Here is a 22,683-nt window from a genome sequence, read left to right as displayed (position 1 = left end):
GCTGTCATTTGGTAAATACCCCGTCGTCGTAGTACTCCAGCGTCAGCTTCGCGCCGTCGAAGGTGGCCGCCGATATCGTCCCCGGCGGTGCGTTCTCGGTGACGAAGGAGAAGGTGAACACGTTGCCGTCCCGGTGGGTGAGCTCGAAGGAGTCCCCGCGCGGACCCATCCCGAGGAACAGCTTGCCGTCCCGCTCGGATACCGTCGCCGGACCCCAGAAGTCATTGCGGTAGGTACCCACATAGCTCGAAAGCTGCTGCGCCGGCGCGGGATCGGCCGGCGGAGTCTTGCCGACCAGCGATCCGACCGGGTCACTCATCGGCAACATCCGGGAGGAGTACAGGTCATACCAGGGCTCACGGACCTCGCCGAACTGCACCAGATCGGCGAACTGTGCGGTCAGCGCCTCCGGCACGCCGGAGATCGTCCCGTTGGTCAGGGCGACGATCCCGACATCGGCAGAGGGCAGCATCAACACGTTGGTGCCCGCCCCGAGTTGGAAGGCCCCCGAATGGCTCGCCTCGGTACGGGCGGCGGCGGTGGTACTCAAATTGAATCCGTAGCCGTAGAACCCCGATCGCATCGCCGGTTCGCTGCCCGGACTGGACACGATCTGCGGGGTCAGCGCGGGCAGCAGCGATGCCGGTTGCATCAGCGGTCGGCCTTCGGCGAGCACCATCGACATCCAGCGCGCCATATCGTTCACCGATGAGCTCACCCCACCGGCCGGGGACTGCGCATCGGGGTCCCTGGTGTAGCGCGGCTGGTAATCGCCGGGTGCGACGCGAATATGCCCGACCGCCCGGTTCTGCCGCGCCTGGTAATCGGCGAACCGGTAGCTCGTCGACGTCATACCCAGCGGTTCGAACAGCGACTCCTGGGCCAACTGCTCCCACGGTTCGCCAGCGGCCGCGGCGACCGCTTCAGCGCCGGCGGTCAAGCCGAAGTTGGTGTAGGCGTAGGAGATCCGGAACGGATCCAACGGTAGCTGCCGGAGCTTCTCCAACACCGCGCGCCGGTCGTAGCCGATGTCCTCGAGTTGATCACCGGCGTGATCGGGCAGCCCGGACCGGTGCGAGAACAGGTCACCGATGGTGACCATGCGGGTGACGGCCGGGTCCGACAGCGCGAACCACGGCAGCTTCTCGACCACCGGGGTGTCCCATCCCACGGTCTTGGCGTCGACGGCACGCGCGGTGACGGTCGCGCTCACCGGTTTCGACAGCGAGGCCAGTTGGAATACCGTGTCGGGATCGACCGCTTCACCCGTGCGGATGTCACGCACCCCGAAACCCTTGGCGTAGATGGTTTTTCCCCCGTGCACCACGGCCACCGCCATACCGGGCACGCCCGAGGTCTGCAGCAGCTGTTCGGCAATGCCGTCCAGCTTGGCGACGGCGTTGTCCACCGCGTTCTCCGGTAGCGGCATGGCCGGGACCAGCGGCGGCGGAACCGGCGCTCCGGTTGTACCGGGAGCGGCACCCACAGAGGTCGTGGTGGTCGCCGGCGCACCGGAGTCCGTGGCGCAACCGGCCAGCACCAGGACCGCCGCGGCACAGGTCAAGATCAGTCTCACGGCATCAACGCTATAGGGTCAGCCGCGCCACCATGTTTGATTCTCTGGCGATCGGCCCGTGTCCGCGGACACCTGTTCACCCGGGCGCGGGGTCGCCACCGCGACTCCCTCGGCGGCCGCCGCGGTCAGCATCCGCTCCACCGGCTCCGACCAGGGGTGCGGCGCGAGCCGGAAGGTCGCCCAGTGGATCGGCATTAGCAGCCCGGTGTCGCTGACATCGCGATGCGCACGCACCGCCTCCTCCGGGTTCATGTGGATGTCCGGCCAACCTGGGTGGTAAGCACCGATCGGCATCAAGGTCAGATCGAACGGCCCATAGGTGTCGCCGATCCCCGTGAATCCCTCGGTGTAGCCGGTATCACCGCCGAAGAACACCCTATGCCGAGGGCCGATGACCGCCCATGACGACCACAGCGTCACGTTGCGAGTGAGAAACCGACCGGAGAAATGCCGGGCCGGCGTGCACACGATGGTCAGCGACCCCAACTGTGCGCTCTGATCCCAATCCAGTTCGACGATGCGCGCTGCCGGGATCCCCCAGGTGCGCAGATGAGCTCCGATGCCCAGCGGAACATAGAACTTCGCGCGCTGACTGCGGGCCAGCGCCATGATGGTGTCGATGTCGAGATGATCATAGTGATCGTGGCTGATGATCACGGCGTCGATCGCGGGTAGCTCGTCGAGATCGACCGGTACCGGGTGCAGCCGTTGCGGGCCGATCACCCGCGAGGGTGAACAACGCTCGCTCCACACCGGATCGGCCAATAACCGGTATCCGTCCACCTCGATCATCACCGACGAGTGCCCGTACCAGGTCGCGGCGAGATCGGCCGGTGCGGTGTCCGGCGCCGGGCGGACCAGCGGGATCTCCCGCGGCGGGTGCTGCTGCCTGCCGCCGGTCAGGAGGTCGCGTACGAGCGCGAACTGGTCCTCCCGGCTCAGCTGCACCTCCGAGGCCGGTTCGCGGTTGACGAAGACACCGTCGCGCCAGTTCGGTGACCGCTTCGCTGAGGCACCGATATCGGCGGCGCCCAGCGCGGCCGGCGTGCCCTGCACGGCACGCAGCAGCCACCCGCCCGCGGCCACCGCCGCGGTTCCGCCCAGCACCCGGGCCGCCGCGCCGAACATCAGACGCCTTGGAACTTCGGTGCGCGCTTCTCGATGCGCGCGACCTGGGCTTCGATCACGTCCGGGCTCGCCCAGGCCTTGTCGAAGCCCTCCTTGTGGGCCGGCCACGGCTCCTCGTAGGCACCGTCGTCGTTGAGCACGCGCTTGGAGTGCGCCACCGACAGCGGGGCGTATCCGGCGATCTCGGCGGCCCAGCTCTGCGCATCGGCCAGATCGCCCAGCCGGTTGACCATGCCGGTCTGCACAGCGGTGTCCAGATCCAAGCGTTCGGCGGCGATCAGCATCGCCCGCGCCCGACCATGCCCGACCAGCGACACCAGCCGACGGATCGACCAATTATCCAGCGCCAGGCCGTACTTGGCGATCGGGAACTGGAAGAAGGTTCCCGGTACCGCGACGCGCAGGTCACAGATCATCGACAAGATGACGCCGGCCCCGATGGCCGGGCCGTTGAGGGCGGCGATGATCGGCAGCGGGCTGGCATCGATGGCCAGGTTGAGGTCTCTGGCCTTGTCCGGCAGTTCCTTGGCCACCCCTTCGGCATCGGACAGGTCGGCGCCCGCGCTGAACACGGTGCCCTGCCCGGTGAGGACGATGGCCCGCACTCCGCTGGACGCGGCGTCCTGGCTGGCCTTCTCGATCTCCTCGCGCAGGCCGTCGACCAGTGCGGCGTTCAGCGCGTTGCGGCGCTCGGGCCGCTGCATCTCCAGGGTGAGGACGTTGCCGTCCCGGGTCACTCCAATCATGGGGCCAGCCTATTAGCCTTCTCGTGTGAGCAGTGCGCTGGCACTACGTGATGCCGTCCTGGACGAGGGTTCCTTCCGCAGCTGGGATACCGCCCCGCTGCAGGTGGCGACCTCTGAGCAGTACCGGGCCGAGTTGGCCGCAGCGGCCCAGAAGTCCGGCCTCGACGAGTCCGTGCTGACCGGTGAGGGCACCGTGTTCGGACGCCGGGTGGCCGTGCTGGCCTGCGAGTTCGACTTCCTCGCCGGATCCATCGGGGTGGCCGCCGCCGAGCGGATCACCGCAGCGATCACCCGCGCGACGGCCGAGCGGCTGCCGCTGGTCGCCTCGCCGGCATCGGGTGGCACCCGCATGCAGGAGGGCACCGTGGCCTTTCTGCAGATGGTCAAGATCGCCGCCGCGGTGCAGCTGCACAAGCGCGAGCACCTGCCCTACATCGTCTACCTGCGGCACCCCACCACCGGCGGAGTGTTCGCGTCCTGGGGTTCGCTCGGCCACGTCACCGCCGCCGAACCGGGCGCCCTGATCGGGTTCCTCGGCCCGCGGGTGTACGAGCATCTGTACGGCGAGAAGTTCCCGGACGGGGTGCAGACCGCCGAGAACCTCTACCGGCACGGGGTCATCGACGGGGTGGTGGCACTGCCGCAGCTCCGGTCGGTGCTCGACCGCACGCTGGCGGTGCTGTGTGACCCGCCCGGCCCCGCGCCCGCGGCACCCGCGACCGAGCCGATTCCCGATACCGCCGCCTGGGATTCGGTGCTGACATCGCGACGCCCGGACCGGCCGGGCTCGGAGTTCGTGTTGCGGCACGGCACCACCGACCCCGTGCAGCTGTCCGGTAACGCGACGCAGATGCTGCTGGCGTTGGCCAGGTTCGGCGGCCAGCCCGCGGTGGTGCTCGGTCAGCGCCGGCTCGGGATGCTCGGTCCGGAGGCGCTGCGCGAGGCACGACGCGGGATGGCGCTGGCGGCGGGGTTGCGGTTACCGCTGGTCTCGATCATCGACACCGCCGGTCCGGCACTGTCAGCCGAAGCCGAGCAGGAGGGGCTGGCCGGTGAGATCGCGCGGTGTCTGGCCGAATTGGTGACGCTGGAGGTGCCGACGGTGTCGGTACTGCTCGGTCAGGGCAGCGGCGGACCGGCATTGGCGATGGTGCCCGCCGACCGGGTCCTGGCCGCCCAGCACGGCTGGCTGGCGCCGCTGCCGCCCGAGGGGGCCAGCGCCATCGTCTACCGCGACACCGATCACGCGCCGGAACTGTCTGCTGCCCAGGGCATCCGGTCTGCCGACCTGCTGCGCGCCGGAATCGTCGATGCGATCGTCGCCGAGCACCCCGACGCCGCCGACGAACCCCGCGCGTTCACCGAGCGGCTCGCGGCGACCATCGCCGTCGAGCTACACCGGCTGCGGGCGATGTCCGATCTGGAACGGGTCGGCACCCGGCTGCACCGCTACCGCAGGATCGGGTTGTAGCACCGGCAGCCGGATCACGAAAACCGTTGCGCCAGGCGCTGACCGGGCAGTGATGGACCCACCGTGCGCCTCGATGATCGAGGCCGCGATCGACAGCCCCAGTCCGAAGCTGCCCGCATCGCGCGCCCGGGCCTTGTCGGCACGGACGAACCGTTCAAACAGATGCCCCAACAATTCGTCCGGTATGCCCGGTCCGTCGTCGGCGACGGTCAGCTCCGCATACCCGTCCGTCACGACGATCCCTGCTGTCACCGACGTCCCGTCCGGGGTGTGCACGCGGGCGTTGTAGAGCAGGTTGGACAACGTCTGATGCAGCCGCGCGCGGTCACCGCGCACCCACACCGGATGCCCAGGCAGCTCGAGGCGCCACCGGTGCTGCGGTGCCGACACCGTGATGTCGTTGACCGCGTCGGCGAGTAGTTCGGTCACATCGACGGCGGCCATGTCGAGATCCTGGCCCTCGTCGAGGCGGGCGAGCAGGAGCAGGTCGGCGACAAGGGAATTCATCCGCCGCGTCTCGGATTCGATTCTGGCCAGCGAGTACTCGGTGGTCTCGGGCAGCACGGCGGCATCTTGGCGGGTCAGCTCGGCGTAACCGTGGATCGCGGCAAGCGGGGTGCGCAACTCGTGGCTGGCGTCGGTGATGAACTGGCGCATCCGCCGGTCGGACGCGGCGACATCGGACAGCGCACCCTCGACATGGTCGAGCAACCGGTTCAGCGTGTGGCCGACGAGGCCGACCTCGGTGCGCGGGTCGGTGTCGCCGACCGGCACCCGCGGGGTGATGGTGTGGTTGTCACGGTCCAGGGGCAGCGCCGCCACCTCGGCGGCCGTCGCGGACACCCGGTGCAACGGGCGCAGCGCGAACCGGACGATGGCCAGGGTGCTCAGGGCGGTGACCACGAGCGCCAGCAGGGTCAGACCGGAGACGACCGCCGTCTCACGCATCATCGCCTCCCACGCCGGGGTGCGCGAGACCCCGGTGACCAGCGTCTCGCCGTCCTCACCGAGTTGGCCGACCATCCGGTACCAACCCAGCCCGGGCAGTTCCACGGTGCGGGTCTCGCCGTCGGCCCACGGGATGCGGGCAATCGCCGATACCGCTTCCGGCGGTGCGGGCACGGCGTCATCGGGCAGGAAGTGTGCCGAATCGACCACTTCGCCACCCTGGATGAGGGCCACCACGTTGCCCTGTGCCTGCCCGATCAGGTTCACCAGGGGTTTCATCTCCCCCGGTCCCGGCAGTTGCCCATCGGCACCGGGGGTCGCCCGGTACTTCACCACCGAGGTGACGCAGCCCTGCAGCGCGCCGGCCAACTGGGTGTCGATGATCCCGAGCACCGACGACCGCAGCGTCAGCACCGACATGGCGCCGATGGTCGCCACTGCGAGCATCACCATCAGCGACAGACCGACGACGAGCTGCTTGAGCAGGGTCCAGCTGCGCCACATCCGCCTCACGGCGCGGCCCGCAGGAGATATCCCACACCGCGGACGGTGTGGATCATCGGTTCCCGGTCGGTGTCGATCTTCTTGCGCAGATACGACACGTAGAGGTCGACGATGCTGGTCTTGCCACCGAAGTCGTAGTCCCACACCCGCTGCAGAATCTCCATGCGACTCAGCGCCTTTCGCGGATTGCGCATCATGAAACGCAGCAGGTCGAATTCAGTGGAGGTCAACGCGATCGGTTCACCACCCCGGGTCACCTCTCGGCTGCCGGCGTCGAGGCAGAGGTCCCCGACGATCAGAGACTCCTCGTCGGCCGGCGTCAGATAAGCGGTGCGACGCAACAATCCGCGCAGCCTGGCAACCAACTCTTCCAACGAGAACGGCTTGGTCATGTAGTCGTCACCGCCCGCGGTGAGCCCGGTGACGCGGTCGGCGACCGAATCGCGCGCGGTGAGGAACAGCGTCGGGGTGTAGGGACCCGACTCGCGGATCTTCGCCAGCACACCCAGGCCGTCCAGGTCGGGCAGCATGATGTCGAGTACGAGCAGGTCCGGGGTGTTGGCACGGTACTTCTCGACCGCCTCGGCGGCATCGTGGGCGACATCGATCTCCCAGCCCTCGTACTTCAGCGCCATCCGGATCAGGTTGGTCAGGGCGCGTTCGTCGTCGACGAGCAGCACCCGGATCGGGGACCCGTCGGGGCGGTACATCTTCGGTAGCTGGCCGAGGATGGCACGCCGCGGTCCCTGGTCCTCGACTGGTGCGGTGCTCACGGCTCCATTGTTGCCGCAGTTCGCCGGGAAAGATCATGTGAATCGTCTATGAGAGTGGCGGTGGCGGCTCGACCGGCCAGAAGACTTGGGGGCATACCGAACTGGCAATCCACCGAAAGGGGCGGACCCCGTGTCCATCTCGAAGTCCACCGTCACGACGCCTGCCACGCCGGCAGTCGATGATCGCCTGTCCGCCAACGCCCCGATCGTGCTCGGCGTGTTCCGCATCCTGGTCGCGCTCATGTTCGCCATGCACGGCACGATGAAACTGTTCGGTTTCCCCAGCGGGTCGCCCTCGACGCTGGGAGCCTGGCCCAACTGGTGGGCCGGCGTGCTGGAGATCGTGCTCGGACTGTTGATCGCCGTCGGGTTCTTCAGCCGCGCGGCGGCATTCGTCGCCTCCGGGATGATGGCCGTCGCATACTTCTGGATGCACTTCCCGGAAGCGTTCTGGCCCATCGACAATGGCGGCGAGAGCGCCGCGCTGTACAGCTTCATCTTCGCGCTGTTGGTGTTCACCGGCCCGGGAGCGCTGTCGATCAACCGCAGGTAGGTAGCCCCCACTTTCCGGTACGTGCGTGCCAACATCTGGATCCATGACCACTTCGACAGTCGATGCCGTTGCACGCTTGCAGGATCCGCTGACCGCCCGCGCCCCGCTGGCCCTCGGCGTGTTCCGGATCCTCGTCGGTCTGATGTACGCCATGCACGGCACGGTCAAACTGTTCGCCTTTCCCAACGGGCCGATGGTCACCTTCGGTGCCTGGCCGGGTTGGTGGGCGGCGGTGCTGGAAGTGGTGTTCGGCCTCCTCATCGCCGTGGGCTTCGCCACCAGGGTGTCGGCGTTCATCTCCTCCGGCGTGATGGCCGTCGCCTATTTCTGGAAGCACTTCCCGGACGGTTTCTGGCCGATCGCCAACGACGGCGAGACCGCGGCGCTGTACAGCTTCATCTTCGCGCTCCTGGTGTTCACCGGGCCGGGGGCACTGGCACTGCGGCGTCAGCGCTGACCGGGGATCAGACCTCGATCGGCGGGTTCAGCCGCTCCATCGTGTACTGCCGGTCCCGCCGCGCCGCCCACGAGCTGGCGGTCAGCGCGGCGACCAGCAGCCCACCGAGCACCGCGATGGCGATCCACATCCGGTGATCGACCCCGCCGGCGATGGTCTGCCGCAACCCGTTCACCGCGTAGGTCATCGGATCGAACGGATGCAGGATCTGGAACGGTTTGGCGGTGGTCTCCACCGGATAGATGCCACCGGCCGACACCAGTTGCAGCATCAGGAAAGCCAGCGTCACCACGCGTCCCACCGACACCCCGAAGACGGCGTTGAAGGCCTGGATGACCGCGAGGAAGGTGGCCCCGATCAACAGCAGGAACGCCACCGTCGCCAGCGGGTGTTTGGCCTGCAACCCGACGCCGAAATGCACCACGACGTACATCACCGCCACCTGGCACACCACGATCAGCAGCGCGGGCCAGTAGGAGGCCAACGCCACCCGCAGGGCGCCGAGCCCGTGCACGACGGGCCGTGACTGTATCGGCTTGAGCAGCATCCAGATGATCAGCGCCCCGATGAACAGCGCAAGAGGCAGGAAGAACGGCGCGAATCCGGTGCCGAAGGTCGCCGCCGGATTGTCGGTGTGCAGGTCCAGCGCCACCGGGGTCGCGATCGTGCGTGCCACGTCGGTGCGCTGTTGCGGAGTCCAGGACGGGACCTGGGCCGAGCCCTCTTTGAGTTTGCTCGCCAGCTCCGCACTGCCGTCGGCGAGTTTCTGCGTGCCGTCGGCGAGCTGGTCGGCACCATCGGTGAGCTGGCGCCCACCGGCGGCGAGCTGGACCAGTCCACTGTTGAGCTGGTGGGCACCGTTGTTCAGCTGGTCGACACCGTCGCGCAGTCGGGCCACGTCATCGCGCAATCCACCGTTGAGCGCACGGGTGATGAACACCCGCAGCTTGCTGTTCGGGTCGCCGAGTTCGCCTTCCAACCGGGATGCGCTGTCACGCAGTTTGAGTAGTCCGTCATCGGTCGTGGGATCGATTCCGTTGTCGCGCAACAGTCGTTGCGCACCGGCCAGGACGTCACCGGCGTGCCGCACCGTCGGGTCAGGGTTTGTCTGCAGGATGCCGAGTGCCTGGTCGACGATCGCCGCGGCCTGCGCCTGATCGATGTTCAGCGCGGCCACCCGATCGGTGGTGGAGCGCACCGCCGCGCTGAGTCGCTGGGCAAGCATGCCCACCTCGTCGGGGTCGAGTTGCAGCCCATGGACACGATCCAGCATCTCCAACAACGGGCCGGTCGCCGAATCCACCCGGGAGGCCAGCTGTTGGGTGCCCGCCATCAGTTGTGCCGACCCGTCGCGCGCGGTCACCAGACCGGTGGTCAGTTCGCCCGCCCCGGCGGCCAACCGTTGAGCACCGTTGTTGGCCTGGGCATTACCGCTCGCCAGTTGTTGGGCACCATCGGCGGCCTGCACCAGACCGGCCCCGGCATCGGTCAGGCCCGTCAGCACCGTGCCCACCGTCTGTTGACCGATGCTGGCGTTGACCTGATTGATGACCTCGCGGGCGGCGTTCTGCCCGATGATCGAGCCCAGGTAGTTGTTGGCATCGTTGAAGGCGAAGTCGATCTGCGCCTGCTGCGGTGAGCCGCCCGAGGGTGAGGCGATATCGGCGCTGAAATCCTCGGGCAGGGTGACGGTGAAGTAATACCTGCCGCTGCGCAGCCCGTCGGCTGCCTCATCGGCCGAAACCTCGTGCAGCTGAAGCTGTCCGGAGCTGATCAGGGCATCGGCGACCTGTCTGCCCGCGTCCAGCGGCTTACCGTCGACCTCGGTGCCGGTGTCCTCGTTGACCAGCGCCACCGGCACCTTGTTGACGGCATCGAACGGATTCCAGAAGGCCCACAGGTACATCGCGCCGTAGAGCAGTGGCATCAGCACCACCGTCACCAATGCGATCCGCGGCATCGCCCCGCGGGAGAAGCGCTTCAGATCCGTGCCCAGCGACATTCCGGCCAGCATCGTCACTCACTCACTTTCAGCTCGGCTTTGGCGCCGGGAACAGGATTGGCGGATGCGGTGATCACCGTCTGGTTCTCCCCCAGCGCGATCAGCCGGTCCAGCACCACCGCGCGGTTGTTGTCGTCGGTGATGCCGTCGAGGTCACCGACCACCAGCAGCGGCGGGGTGCCGGTATTGGCCAGCGCGATGCGCAGCAGAACCTGGTTGAGCTCGCCGACCTGGTCGAAATAGGCGCCCATATCGGGCAGCGGCACATCCCCGAACGTCGTCGCGCAGAGGGCGCTGAGATCGGATGCGCCGGCCTTCCCGATGAACCGATACCAGGGTGCGTCCCAGCGCAGCTGTTCGGTGATCAGATCGGCGACGGTGACCGATTCGGCGATCTTGTCCAGCGCGTCGATATTGGCCAGTGCCGAAACGTCGAAGATCTTGCGAGCGTCGCTGTGCCCGAAGACGGTGATGGTGCCCGACTGCGCCCGCATCCGCCCGGCCAGCGTCAACAGCAGGGCGGTGCGACCGGTACCGGCCGGATGGATCAGGGCCGTCACGCCACCGGCGTCGACGTCCAGGTCGACCGGGCCATAGACCGGACCCCACGGGCCCTTGACCCGTATTGCTCTGGCGACGACGGCCGGTTTTGGATCTGCCACCGACCAATCTCAGCACACACCTCAGCTCAGGTGCAGATACCCGCCGAACAACTCCAGCAGTTGTGCTGTCCGCCACCAGATCAGCACGCCGAACAGCACCAGGAGCCCGCCCGCCACCGCGGCCTGCACCACGTTTCGTTGCGCGCGCGGTGCGTAGACGAAGCCGGCGGCCACCAGACCACCGGCGACCAGACCGCCGAGGTGGCCTTGCCAGCTGATGGCACCGGCACCGATCAGCGGGGCCGCGAAGGTGAACACCACGTTGAGCACAATCAGCCCGACAACCCACTTGACGTCGAGGTTGAGCTTGCGGGACACCACGAAGATCGCACCGAACAGTCCGAACACCGCGCCCGATGCGCCCGCCGTGGCGGTGTTCAGCGGGGAGATCAGGTACACCAGCACCGAGCCGCCGAGGGCACTCAGCCCGTAGAGCGCGCTGAACCGAAGCCGGCCGAGAAGGCGCTCCAGCGACGGGCCGATGACGTACAGGGCGTACATGTTGAACAGGATGTGGGCGATCCCGTAGTGCAGGAACGCCGAGGTCACCAGCCGGTAGTACTGGCCGTCGGCCACCGCGGGCGGCCACAGCGTCAGCTCGTTCTCCAACCGCCCCGACGCCATCTGCAGGACGAACATGATGATGTTGACGGCGATCAACGCGTAGGTGATCACCGGGGTGTCACCGGCGACCTTGCCGCCGAACCGCCCCTGGACCGGCCGGACGGTCGCCGCGCCGGCTGCCACACATTCCGGGCACTGGTGACCCACCGCGGCCGACTGCATGCAGTCCCCGCAGATGTAGCGGCCGCAGCGGGTGCAGGAGACATAGGTCGGGCGGCCGGGATGGCGGTAGCAGACCGGCGCCGGTGGCGGCGGCGGCTGCTGCGGGTACGTCATGCGGTTGCCTCGCAGGCTCGGCTACCGCATGTGTACCCGATGATTCGCTCGCAAGCGTCGCTCATGTCCCCCATCATTCCCGATGCGCTACAGACCCAGGATCTGCACACTCTCCTCGCGCATCTGCACCTTGCGGATCTTGCCGGTGACGGTCATCGGGAACTCCTCGACCAGATGCACATAGCGCGGGATCTTGTAGTGCGCCAGCCGACCCTCGGCGAACGCGCGCAGCGCCGGGGCATCGAGGGGTTGCGCACCCGGCTTCATCTTGATCCAGGCGCAGATCTCCTCGCCGTACCGCGCGTCCGGGACACCGATCACCTGGGCGTCCTCGATGCCGGGGTGCGTGTAGAGGAACTCCTCGATCTCACGCGGGTAGATGTTCTCGCCACCACGGATCACCATGTCCTTGATCCGGCCGACGATGGTGCAGTAACCGTCCTCGCGCATCACCGCCAGGTCACCGGTGTGCATCCAGCCATCGTTGTCGATCGCCTCGGCGGTCTTGTCGGGATCGTCCCAGTACCCGAGCATCACCGAGTAGCCACGGGTGCAGAACTCGCCGGGGTGTCCGCGCTCGACGATTTCGCCGGTGTTCGGGTCGATGATCTTCACCTCGACGTGGGGGTGCGCCCGGCCGATGGTGGCGGTGCGGCGCTCCAGATCGTCATCGTGCAACGTCTGACACGACACCGGCGAGGTCTCGGTCATGCCGTAGGCGATGGCCACCTCGGCCATGTGCATCTCGTTGATGCAACGCTTCATCACCTCGACCGGGCACACCGCGCCGGCCATGATCCCGGTGCGCAGGCTCGACAGGTCGCGGTCGGCGAAGCTCGGGTGGTTCTGCATGGCGATGAACATGGTCGGTACGCCGTATACTCCCGTACATCGTTCGGCCTCAACGGCTTCCAGGGTCAACCCGGGATCGAACCCCTGCGCCGGGATGACCATGGTGACGCCATGGGTGGTGCAGCCGAGATTGCCCATCACCATGCCGAAACAGTGGTAGAACGGCACCGGTATGCAGAGCCGATCGCCGGGGGTGAAGTTGATGCCCTCGGTGACAAAGAAGCCGTTGTTCAGGATGTTGCGGTGCGACAGCGTCGCCCCCTTCGGGAAACCCGTTGTACCCGAGGTGTATTGGATGTTGATCGGATCGGTGTTGGACAACATCGCTTGACGTTCGGCCAGCCGGCCGGCGGGTACCGCGTCGGCGCGCAGAGCCTCCCAGTCGTCGGTGCCCAGGAAGATCACCTCGCTCAGCGAGGGTGCCTCCTTGCGTACCTCGGCGACCATCCCGACGTAGTCGCTGGTCTTGAACTCGGTTGCCGAGATCAACATCCGCACTTGCGCCTGGTTGAGCACATAGGCCAATTCGTGTGTGCGGTAGGCGGGGTTGATGTTGACCAGGATGGCGCCGATCTTGGCGGTCGCGTACTGGACGATGGTCCACTCGGATCTGTTCGGAGACCAGATCCCCACGCGGTCACCCTTGGCGATACCCCTGCCGATCAAGCCCCGCGCGATGATGTCGACCTCATCGTCGAGTTCGCGGTAGGTCCACCGCTTTCCCTGCGCCACGTCGACAAGTGCCTCGATATCGGGGTGTGCGGCGACCGTGCGTGCGAAGTTGGCGCCGATGGTCTCTTCGATGAGAGGGGTTGTGGTGGGCCCCGCGTCATAGCTTTTCATCTGTCCGGCCGCCTAATTCCCATCGTTTCGCTCGCCCAAGAGGTCCTCGTAACGGTGCTCGGTCGCGATCTGCTTGCCCGACCTGTGCGCCTCATCCTCGCGCCTGCGCAGTTCGACGCGCCGGATCTTGCCGGAAATGGTCTTGGGAAGTTCGAAGAACTCGACGCGACGCACCTTCAGGTAGGGCGCCAGATGGTCACGGGCGTATTCCATGATGCCCTTGGCCGTCTCGGCATCGGCCGGCCACCCTTGTGCCAGTGCGACATAGGCTTTCGGTACGGCCAGCCGGGTCTCATGCGGCTGCGGGACGATGGCGGCCTCCACCACCGCGGGATGCTCGATCAGCACACTTTCCAGTTCGAACGGCGACACCTTGTAGTCACTGGATTTGAAGACGTCATCGGTGCGCCCGATATAGGTGATGTACCCGTCGGCGTCACGGCTGGCCACATCACCGGTGTGGTAGTAGCTGTCGGCCATCACCGCCGCGTTGCGTTTCGGATCGTCGAGGTATCCGGTCATCAGATTCAGCGGTCTGGCAACGAGATCCAGACAGATCTCCCCCTCGTCGGCCTGATCACCGGTCAGCGGATCGACCAGTACCACCGGCACACCGGGCATCGGGCGGCCCATCGAACCGGGTTTCACCGGCTGGCCGGGGGTGTTGCCGATCTGCAGGGTGGTCTCGGTCTGCCCGAAGCCGTCCCGGATGGTCAGTCCCCACGCCCGCTCGACGGCGCTGATGACTTCGGGGTTCAGCGGCTCGCCGGCGCCGAGGATCTCGCGCAGGCCGTCGGGCTTGGGCCCGAGATCGGCCTGGATGAGCATCCGCCATACCGTCGGTGGCGCGCAGAACGTGTTGACGCCGGCCCGACGGATCTGGTGCAGCAACTCGGCGGCATCGAAGCGGCTGTAGTTGTAGACGAAGATCGTCGCCTCGGCGATCCACGGCGCGAAGAAGCAGCTCCAAGCGTGCTTGGCCCACCCCGGTGAGCTGATGGCCAGATGGACGTCACCGGGTGTGACGCCGATCCATGCCATCGTCGACATGTGCCCCACCGGGTAGGACACCTGGGAGTGCTCGACCAGCTTGGGCTTGCTGGTGGTGCCGGAGGTGAAGTAGATGAGCAGCGGGTCACCCGTCGTGGTCACCGCCTCGAAGGTCTGCGGGGTCACCGCGTAGGCGTCGGCGTAGGAGTGCCAGCCGTCCACCTGCCCGATGCTGATCCGCGTGTATTCCCCCGGCACCGCATCGAACTTGCCGGCATCGGCGGCGTTGGCGATGACGTACTGGGCCGCGCCGCGGGTGATGCGATCGGCGAGGTCCTCGGCGCCCAGCGCGGCGGTGGTCGGCATGATCACCGCGCCGAGTTTCGCGACCGCGAGCATGGCCTCCCACAGTTCGACCTGGTTGCCGAGCATCAGGATGACGCGGTCCCCCTTGCCGACGCCCAGGCTCTTGAGCCATGTCGCGACGCGATCGGAACGCTGCGCCATCTCGGCGAAGCTGATCTTGGTTTCGGTGCCGTCCTGCTCGACGATCCACAGTGCCGGGCGCGTGTTGTCGCGGGCGATGACGTCGAACCAGTCGATCGCCCAGTTGAAGGTGCCCTCGATATGCGGCCACTCGAAGGTGCCGACCGCCTTGTCGTAATCGCTGATCACGGCCACCAACTGGTCGCGGGCGGCTCGATAACGCTCGGTGTTGATGCTCATGGCGACTAGGATCTAGGTCACACTTACCCGCCCGCTACCCCCGGAAGAGGGGATACCCGTGTCGTCCCTGTTGCGTCCCCGCGACACCGACGCCGTGCGCGCCGCGCTCCGCCGGGTCGCCGCCGAGGGTGATGTGCCGGTGCTGTTCGGCGGTGAGGTCCACGAGGACGCGCTGTTGTTGAGCGAGTTCGTCGGCACCCGGACCGCAGGGCTACGCGGACTGGTGGTGCGGTCATATTCCGGGCTGGGCGGGGCGACCATGGTCGCCGGACGGCCATTGTCGGTGTCGGATTACCGCAACGCCGCATCGATCACCCACGATTACGACGCCCCGGTGCTGACCGAGGGCATCCGGTCGGTGCTCGCCGTGCCCGTCGTGGTCGACGGATCTGCGCGGGCCATCCTGTACGGCGCGTACCGCTCGGGGGCACCGTTCGGCGGGTTGGCCGCGGACCTGATGGTGGACTCGGCACGTCGGCTGGCACACGAGCTGCGGGTGCGCGACGAGGTGGACCGCCGGATGCGACTTCTGGAAGCGCGGCTGACCGGCGCGGCGAATCCGGAGACCATCCGCGAGGTGTATGCCGGACTGCGCACGCTGGCCGCCGGCGCCGACACCGATACCGCCGCCGAACTGCACCGGTTGGCCGAACTACTGTCCGCACCCGCGGCATCGGAGTTCCATCTGAGCCCACGGGAGATCGACGTGCTGGCCCAGATCGCGTTGGGCTGCACCAATGCCGAGGCCGCCGAACGGCTTTCGCTCAAGACCGAAACCGTGAAGAGCTATCTGCGCAGTGCGGCGGGGAAGCTGGGGACCAAGACCCGGCACGAGGCGGTGTCGAAGGCGCGCCGGGCCGGGCTGATTCCGTAGGGACCGTGCGTACCGGCGTTTCAGCCTCCGACCAGCTCGGCGATACCACCGGTGACGAACACCACCAACGCGCGGTGCCGTTCGTCGACGTCATCACCGCGGATGCGACCTCGACTCAGACTGACCATGCGCAGGTTGTTGGAGTACGTGTGCAGTGAAGCCGCCACCATGTGCAAATAGGCGTCGTAGATGGCCGCCTCTGTGGCATCGGGGAAGATCGTGCGCAGTGCCGCGATGAACTCGGCGGCAATCGCGTTGAAATCATCGGCAAAGAGCACGCGAATCGGCTGTCCGGCATTGGCTTGCTGGGCAATCAGGCGAAAGTAGTTGTCCCAGCCGGGATCGCCGGCACGCTCCCGCATCGGTTCGACGAACGCCTCGACCAACGCACGCAGGCGCCCGACGCGGTGGCCGCCGGCGGGCCGTGCCGCCAGACGCTGACGGCGATCCTCGTTGAGTGGCCGGATGCGGCGCAGGACGACGGCTCGGAACAATTCGTGTTTGCCCTCGAATTCCTCGCTGACAGCCGCCAGTCGGGTGCCCGCATGGTCGGTGATCTCCCGAACGCTCACACCGAAGTAACCGCGGTTGGCGAAAAGCTCTTCGGCACTGTCGAGCAAGCGTCGCCTGCGGTCCTGTCTGCCGGCCGCACGACGGCCGCCGACCGCTGGGCCTGCAGCCATGGGTAGCTCCGCCTGCTCGATCTCCACACCACCTGTCGAAGGCCGTATTCGTGAGTCCACGCTACGCCACCTGCTAAAGTCGGAACAAGTGTTCCGGAAATCGGAAATCTTCGAGAGGATCGCAGCGTGGTCAGGACCGGCCTACCCCAGCGGCTTTTCGTGACCGCGTGTGCCCTCAGCGGAACCACCAACCTGGCAACCCGACGTTTCGGCGCAAAGCCGTTCCTGCCGAAACTTTTCGTACTCCGTTACGCGAACATGGGCGGTCTCGATCCCGCCGAGTTCGAAGGCCAGATCGACGCCGTGCGTTCCTTCCGGGACGATCGGTGGAGCGACCACTGGAACCGGATCGCGGCGGAATATGTCGCCGAATCCGAGGCCCTGATCCACGACCTCGCCCAGTCCGCCGGTCAGCGACCGGCCGAACTCACCGGATCGGCGCCGTTCAGCGATTCTGATGTCGCGACACTGACCAGCCTGATCACCCCTGCCGCCGCATTGTTCGCCGACCACGGCCCGCAGCCGCACTGCACCGACATCGCCAGGATCGTCGGCACGTCTCCGCAGAACGGGGACGGGGAGCGAATCGCCAAGGCGTTCAGAGTCATCGACTCGTTGACGAAGGCCATCACCTACTACCAGGTGAGCGCGTTTCCGGGCCACAGCCCACACCGAATGGAGGCCTACCGGCGCTCCCAGCGGCTGTTCGAGCTCCTGATCCGGGCGCTCGCGCCGGCCATCGAAGTGCGGGTTGAGCGTTACGACATAGCCTGCGCCGACGAGGACACGGTGCGCGGGTGGCTCGTCGTGCCGACAGGAGAGGGCCCGTACCCGGCGGTCCTGACGACCAACGGCCTGGAAGGAACCGTTGCCGAATTGGCATTCGGGCTACTGCGTTATCGGAATACCGGCTTGGCGACCTTCATGATGGAGATGCCCGGAAGCTACGACTACACCGATCCGATGGGGCCGCATTCTGAAGTCATCTACCGACGCGTCATCGACCGGCTCAGCTCTGACCCCCGGTTGGACCCCCGACGGTTGGCGATGGTGGGGGTGAGCTTCGGCGGCTACTGGTCAGTGCGCATGGCCGCCACCGACACCCGACTGGCATGCGCCGTCGCTTGCGGAGCGCCGACCCATCGCTCGTTCCACGGCGGCCTCGGCATGCCCGGTGTGATCATCAACGCGCTGGCCGACACCCTCGACGCCAGGAACCCGGTTCAACTTCTCCGGGCATTGCGGGCGCTGTCGATCAAAGATCTCTACTCGCACATCACGATCCCGCTTCTCGTCATCAACGGCGACCGCGACACACTGCTGAGCACACAGGACAGCGTCGACATCGCCGACGCTGCCCCGCACGCGACGTTGCTGCTCTACCCCGACGATGATCACTGCGCAATGCGTCACTACCGCGAATGGCTCGACCACTCCCAGCACTGGCTGCGCACGACGCTCACCACCGACGTCGGCCCCCAGCCCGGCAACCCCTAGGCCAGCGACTCCACCCACGCCCGGTGCAACCCGGCGAAATGACCACCAGCATCGACCAACTCGCTGGGCGGTCCGTCCTCGACGACCTCTCCGTGCTCCAACACCAGCACCCGGTCGGCACTGAGCACCGTGGAGAGCCGGTGTGCGATCACCACCGCGGTGCGGTCGGCCAGCACCGTGGTCATGGCGCGCTGCACCATCCGCTCACTCGGAATGTCCAGTGAGGACGTCGCCTCGTCCAGGATCAGCACCGCCGGATCGGCCAGGAACGCCCTGGCGAACGCGATCAACTGACGCTGCCCCGCCGACAGTCGGCCGCCACGCTTGGCGACATCGGTGCCGAAGCCCTCGGGCAACCCGTCGATGAAACGGTCGGCGCCGACCGCCGCCGCGGCCGCGCGCACCTCGGCGTCGGTGGCCGTGGGCCTGCCGAACCGGATGTTGTCGGCGATGGTCCCCTCGAACATGAAGTTCTCCTGGGTCACCATCACCACCTGCTCGCGCAACGCGCTCTGGGCGATGTCACGCAGGTTGATCCCGTCCAGGGTCACCGCGCCGCTGACCGGGTCGTAGAACCGCGCCAGCAGCTTGGCGATCGTCGTCTTGCCGGCCCCGGTGGTCCCGACCAGTGCGACGGTCTGTCCGGCCGGGATGTCCAAGGTCAGTGACGGCAACACCGGCCGATCCGGCACATAGGAGAACTGCACATCGTGAAAGCCGATGTGGCCCTTCACGTCCGACAATGCCACCGGGTGCGCCGGATCCTGGATGTCGGGGTCCTGGGCGAGTACCCCGGCGATCTTCTCCAGCGCCGCCGACGCGGACTGGAAGGTGTTGAAGAACTGCGAGATCTCCTGCATCGGCTCGAAGAAGATACGCAGATACAGCAGGAACGCGGTCAGCGTGCCCAGCGTCATCTCGTCGTGCAGCACCAGGTACCCGCCGAACAGCAGGACCGCACCGGTGGTGAGGTTGCCCGTCAGCCGCACCGCGGGCATGAAGATCGCGAGCAGCTTGAAGGCCCGCTCGTTGATGGACTTGTACTGGTCGGCAACGTCTTCGAAGATCTGCTGATTACGCGGCTCGCGGCGGTAGGCCTGCACGGCCTTGATACCGGTCATGGTCTCGACGAACTGCACGATGACCAGAGCGGCGGCCTCGCGCACCTTCAGATATGTCTTGGACGACTCGCTGCGGAACCACCACGTCAACAGCACCAGGATCGGGAACGCCGTGAGGCAGACCAGACCCAGCCGCCAGTCCAGCACCACCAGCAGCACGGCCGTGCCGAACATCGTCAGCACCGCGGTGATCAGCCCGTCGAAGCCGGTGGCCAGCATGTCCTGGATGGCGTCGACATCGTTGGTGGACCGCGCCACCACCCGACCGGAGGTGTAACGGTCGTGGAACGCCACGTCGAGGCGCTGGAAATGCCGGAACAGCCTGCGCCGCAGTTCGATCAGGATCTCCTGACCGATCCGCCCGGACCGGCGCAGGAAGTACATCCGGCTGGTGGCCTGCACCACGACCACACCGCACAGCGCGGCCAGGATCAGGATGAGTTCGTGCGCGGTGCCACCGGCGACGATCGGCGGGATGCCGTGGTCGATTCCGCGCTGCACCAGCAGCGGCACCGACAGCCGAGCGGCGTTCTCCACCACCACCACGATGGCCAGCACCGCGAGCATCGCCTTATAGGGGCGCAGCAGGGAACCCAGCAGCGAACGGGCCTCGCGTCGCCGCGATACCGACTCGTCGATGGGCAGGTTCTCGTCATCGGCGCTGACCGCCTGGCCGCGCCAATCCGTGTTCGCCGTCATTGCTCGGCCCCGGCGAATTCGTCGTCGGCGGCCAACAGGTACCGGTATTCGGGTGCGTCGGCCAACAACTCGGCATGCGTGCCGACGCGGGTGACCGTCCCGTTCTCCAACAGCGCGACCCGGTCGGCCAGCAGCACCGTCGAAGCGCGGTGGGCCACCACGATGCCGGTGACATCACGCAGCACCCGGCCCAGCGCCTCGGTGACCTCGGCCTCGGTGTGCACGTCGAGGGCGGACAGGGTGTCGTCGAGTACCAGGATGCGCGGCTCGGCGATGATCGCGCGGGCCAGCGAAAGCCGTTGCCGCTGGCCACCGGACAGGCTCATGCCCTGCTCACCGATGCGGGTGTCGAGCCCGAACGGCAGGTCGTAGACGAACCCGGCCGACGCCACCTCGATACCGCGGGCCAGGTCCTCCTCGGTCGCGTCCGGATTGCCGAGGCGCAGGTTCTCGGCGACCGACATCGAGAACAGTGTCGGATCCTCGAACGCGGTGGCCACGGTGTGCCGCAGCGCAGGCAGCGACAGATCCCGGATATCGGTGCCGTCGACCAGGATGGCACCCTCGCTGACATCGTGCAGCCGCGACAACAGCGAGGCCAGAACCGACTTCCCGGATCCGGTCGCACCGACCAGCGCGACGGTCTCCCCTGGCTCGACGGTCAGATTCACGTGCTGGAGGGCCCATTCTTCCGAGTCCGGGAACCGGAAACCCACGTCGACCAGTTCCAGCCGGCCGCCACGGGGCAACTCGGACACCGCCCCATCGGTGATGGTGCGCGGCTCGTCGAAGATCTCGACGACACGGTTGGCCGCCGTCATCGACTCCTGGGTCATGGACAGCAGGAAACCCAACGAGGCAATCGGCCACACCAGCGACAGCATCATGGTGATGAACGCCACCAACGTGCCCATTGTGACCAGTCCGTGGCCGGCGGCATAGGCGCCGAAGCCCAGCACGATGATCAGGGTGATATTCGGGATGACCTCCAGCAGCGTCCAGAACTTCGCCGACACCCCGACCTTGCGGATCTCGGTCTCGAACAGGCTGGTCGCGCGATCGTCGAAACCGCGGTAGGCGTGCTGCTCGCGGCCGAAAGATTTGATGACCCGCAACCCCAGCGCGGACTCCTCGACATGGGTGGCCACGTTGCCCGCCTGGTCCTGGGACTGCCGCGACAGCATGGTGAACTGGCGCTGGAAATGCAGGATCGTGAGCGTGATGGGCACGATCGCGACCATCACCACCACACCCAGCGGCCAGTACATCGTCAACAAGATCGTGGTCACCACGATGATCTGGACGATGTTGAGCATCAGGAACAGCAGCCCGAAGGACAGGAACTGCCGGATCGCCGACAGGTCGTTCATCACGCGGGAGAGCAGCTGACCGGACTGCCAGTTGCCGTGGAAAGACATCGGCAGCACCTGTAACCGCGCATAAAGGTCCTTGCGGATATCGGCCTCGACGCCCATCGTCGCGCGGGCCACCAGCCAACGCCGGACGAACCACAGCACGGCCTCAGTGACCAGCAGCGCCATCGCCGCCAACCCCAGCGTCCACAGCCCGGCCGAATCCTTCTGCCGCACCGGCCCGTCGATGACGGCCTTGGTGAGCAGCGGTACCGAGACGGTCGCACCGAGGCTGACGAAGGCCGCGATCACCATCGCGATCCAGCGGACCCGGTAGGGCTTCAGGTAGGGCAGCAACCGCAGGATGTCCGAGGAAGAACGGATGCGTCGCGGCGGTGCGGCGATGGCCGGTGCCGACACCAGCCCGTCACGCGCATTCGACATACGCCATCACCTCCTCCCCCCGACCATCTTGAGTTCTACGGCATGGGTCCGACAACCCGATTAACGCTGTGTACCCACCGTAAAACCTGAACAATGGATGAGGTCAAACTGTTTCCGCGCAGCGCCGACCGGCCAGCATCCCCCAGCCACCGGGCCGTTTGGGGCAGTATTGGCGCCATGGAAAGTGGTTCCTCGACCTCGCCTCGGGTCCTCGTCGTCGACGACGATCCCGACGTCCTCGCATCACTGGAACGCGGTCTGCGGCTGTCCGGCTTCGAGGTCTCCACCGCCGTCGACGGCGCCGAGGCCCTGCGCAGCGCGACCGAGACCCGCCCGGACGCGATCGTTCTGGACATCAACATGCCGGTGCTCGACGGTGTCAGCGTGGTGACCGCCCTGCGTGCCATGGACAACGACGTCCCGGTGTGTGTGCTCTCCGCGCGCACCAGCGTCGACGACCGGGTCGCCGGTCTGGAGGCCGGCGCCGACGACTATCTGGTGAAACCCTTCGTCCTGCAGGAGTTGGTCGCGCGGGTCAAGGCGCTGCTGCGCCGCCGCGGGTCGACGGCGACGTTCTCATCGGAGACCATCTCGGTCGGCCCCCTGGAGGTCGATATCCCCGGGCGTCGCGCCAGGGTGAACGGCGCCGACGTCGACCTGACAAAGCGGGAGTTCGACCTGCTTGCGGTGCTGGCCGAACACAAGACCGCGGTGCTCTCCCGCGCCCAACTCCTCGAGCTGGTCTGGGGGTACGACTTCGCCGCCGACACCAACGTCGTCGATGTGTTCATCGGTTACCTGCGCCGCAAGCTGGAGGCCGGCGGCGCACCGCGACTGCTGCACACCGTGCGCGGTGTGGGCTTCGTGCTGCGGACGCAATAG

Annotated in this window: 19 protein-coding genes; 6 read left to right on the top strand and 13 right to left on the bottom strand. The window is 67.0% G+C overall.

The genetic code is table 11. The features are described from left to right. Positions 1-4 precede the first annotated feature (4 nt). From IC40_RS0103090 to IC40_RS0103080, 3 genes are read right to left on the bottom strand one after another with little or no spacing between them, the layout of a single operon-like run. The gene (locus tag IC40_RS0103090) at positions 5-1,576 is read right to left on the bottom strand and encodes a serine hydrolase (protein WP_030133295.1); all 1,572 of its coding nucleotides are present in this window, start codon (positions 1,574-1,576) and stop codon (positions 5-7) included. An 18-nt stretch (positions 1,577-1,594) separates the two neighbouring features. Then, the gene (locus tag IC40_RS0103085) at positions 1,595-2,704 is read right to left on the bottom strand and encodes an MBL fold metallo-hydrolase (protein ID WP_030133294.1); all 1,110 of its coding nucleotides are present in this window, start codon (positions 2,702-2,704) and stop codon (positions 1,595-1,597) included. Then, positions 2,704-3,450 carry an enoyl-CoA hydratase gene (locus IC40_RS0103080; RefSeq protein WP_030133293.1) on the bottom strand — a complete coding sequence of 249 codons (747 nt, stop codon included), beginning with the start codon at positions 3,448-3,450 and terminating at the stop codon, positions 2,704-2,706. The genes IC40_RS0103085 and IC40_RS0103080 overlap by 1 nt, the downstream gene beginning before the upstream one ends. A 25-nt stretch (positions 3,451-3,475) precedes the next feature. On the opposite strand from IC40_RS0103080, the gene IC40_RS0103075 reads away from it, so the two are divergent. Beyond that, a complete protein-coding gene (locus IC40_RS0103075; protein WP_030133292.1) occupies positions 3,476-4,921 on the top strand; it encodes an acetyl-coenzyme A carboxylase carboxyl transferase subunits beta/alpha in 1,446 nt (481 codons plus the stop codon). Here IC40_RS0103075 and IC40_RS0103070 read toward each other — a convergent pair. Beyond that, positions 4,844-6,373, bottom strand: a complete 1,530-nt coding sequence (locus IC40_RS0103070) for a sensor histidine kinase (RefSeq protein ID WP_042509910.1) — start codon at positions 6,371-6,373, stop codon at positions 4,844-4,846. The two genes, IC40_RS0103075 and IC40_RS0103070, sit on opposite strands and share 78 nt — an antisense overlap. A gap of 5 nt (positions 6,374-6,378) precedes the next feature. After that, entirely contained in the window at positions 6,379-7,083 is a 705-nt protein-coding gene (locus IC40_RS0103065) for a response regulator transcription factor (RefSeq protein ID WP_042509909.1), read from the bottom strand. 193 nt (positions 7,084-7,276) lie between these two features. On the opposite strand from IC40_RS0103065, the gene IC40_RS0103060 reads away from it, so the two are divergent. Both IC40_RS0103060 and IC40_RS0103055 read left to right on the top strand, forming a co-directional pair. Next, the gene (locus IC40_RS0103060) at positions 7,277-7,699 is read left to right on the top strand and encodes a DoxX family protein (RefSeq protein WP_051644257.1); all 423 of its coding nucleotides are present in this window, start codon (positions 7,277-7,279) and stop codon (positions 7,697-7,699) included. 43 nt (positions 7,700-7,742) lie between these two features. Continuing rightward, on the top strand, positions 7,743-8,156 hold the full coding sequence (locus tag IC40_RS0103055) for a DoxX family protein (RefSeq protein WP_042509867.1): 414 nt from the start codon (positions 7,743-7,745) through the stop codon (positions 8,154-8,156). Between the two features lie 7 nt (positions 8,157-8,163). Here the strand turns inward: IC40_RS0103055 and IC40_RS0103050 are convergent, their stop codons facing one another. The 5 genes from IC40_RS0103050 to IC40_RS0103030 form a co-directional block, all read right to left on the bottom strand. After that, positions 8,164-10,170 carry a YhgE/Pip domain-containing protein gene (locus IC40_RS0103050; RefSeq protein ID WP_036469232.1) on the bottom strand — a complete coding sequence of 669 codons (2,007 nt, stop codon included), beginning with the start codon at positions 10,168-10,170 and terminating at the stop codon, positions 8,164-8,166. Positions 10,171-10,172: 2 nt separating this feature from the next. Further along, positions 10,173-10,820 (bottom strand): ATP-binding cassette domain-containing protein, encoded by a 648-nt coding sequence (locus tag IC40_RS0103045; RefSeq protein ID WP_036469229.1) that lies wholly within the window; start codon positions 10,818-10,820, stop codon positions 10,173-10,175. A gap of 21 nt (positions 10,821-10,841) precedes the next feature. Continuing rightward, a complete protein-coding gene (locus IC40_RS0103040; RefSeq protein ID WP_030133285.1) occupies positions 10,842-11,720 on the bottom strand; it encodes a rhomboid family intramembrane serine protease in 879 nt (292 codons plus the stop codon). Between the two features lie 87 nt (positions 11,721-11,807). Next, positions 11,808-13,415: an AMP-binding protein gene (locus tag IC40_RS0103035; protein ID WP_030133284.1), complete on the bottom strand. Its 1,608-nt coding sequence runs from the start codon at positions 13,413-13,415 to the stop codon at positions 11,808-11,810. A 12-nt stretch (positions 13,416-13,427) separates the two neighbouring features. Further along, positions 13,428-15,131, bottom strand: coding sequence for an AMP-binding protein (locus IC40_RS0103030; RefSeq protein ID WP_030133283.1), 1,704 nt, complete (start codon positions 15,129-15,131; stop codon positions 13,428-13,430). A gap of 58 nt (positions 15,132-15,189) precedes the next feature. Here IC40_RS0103030 and IC40_RS0103025 point away from each other — a divergent pair, with 58 nt between their 5' ends. Further along, the gene (locus IC40_RS0103025) at positions 15,190-16,005 is read left to right on the top strand and encodes a helix-turn-helix transcriptional regulator (protein ID WP_110783409.1); all 816 of its coding nucleotides are present in this window, start codon (positions 15,190-15,192) and stop codon (positions 16,003-16,005) included. 20 nt (positions 16,006-16,025) lie between these two features. Here the strand turns inward: IC40_RS0103025 and IC40_RS26750 are convergent, their stop codons facing one another. Beyond that, positions 16,026-16,688 (bottom strand): TetR/AcrR family transcriptional regulator, encoded by a 663-nt coding sequence (locus IC40_RS26750; protein WP_138158181.1) that lies wholly within the window; start codon positions 16,686-16,688, stop codon positions 16,026-16,028. 126 nt (positions 16,689-16,814) lie between these two features. Between IC40_RS26750 and IC40_RS0103015 the strand changes: the two genes are divergently transcribed. Beyond that, positions 16,815-18,185 carry an alpha/beta hydrolase family protein gene (locus IC40_RS0103015; protein WP_042509866.1) on the top strand — a complete coding sequence of 457 codons (1,371 nt, stop codon included), beginning with the start codon at positions 16,815-16,817 and terminating at the stop codon, positions 18,183-18,185. Here the strand turns inward: IC40_RS0103015 and IC40_RS0103010 are convergent. Both IC40_RS0103010 and IC40_RS0103005 read right to left on the bottom strand, forming a co-directional pair. Further along, positions 18,182-20,005: an ABC transporter ATP-binding protein gene (locus tag IC40_RS0103010; protein ID WP_030133279.1), complete on the bottom strand. Its 1,824-nt coding sequence runs from the start codon at positions 20,003-20,005 to the stop codon at positions 18,182-18,184. The genes IC40_RS0103015 and IC40_RS0103010 overlap by 4 nt on opposite strands. Beyond that, entirely contained in the window at positions 20,002-21,801 is a 1,800-nt protein-coding gene (locus IC40_RS0103005) for an ABC transporter ATP-binding protein (RefSeq protein WP_030133278.1), read from the bottom strand. The genes IC40_RS0103010 and IC40_RS0103005 overlap by 4 nt, the downstream gene beginning before the upstream one ends. A gap of 177 nt (positions 21,802-21,978) precedes the next feature. Between IC40_RS0103005 and prrA the strand changes: the two genes are divergently transcribed. Further along, positions 21,979-22,683, top strand: a complete 705-nt coding sequence (gene prrA, locus IC40_RS0103000; RefSeq protein ID WP_019510295.1) for a two-component system response regulator PrrA — start codon at positions 21,979-21,981, stop codon at positions 22,681-22,683.

The organism is Mycolicibacterium neoaurum ATCC 25795 (assembly GCF_000691525.1).
Taxonomy (GTDB): domain Bacteria; phylum Actinomycetota; class Actinomycetes; order Mycobacteriales; family Mycobacteriaceae; genus Mycobacterium; species Mycobacterium neoaurum.
Note: the sequence above shows the minus strand (reverse complement) of the source record. Positions and strands in the feature narration are given on the sequence as shown.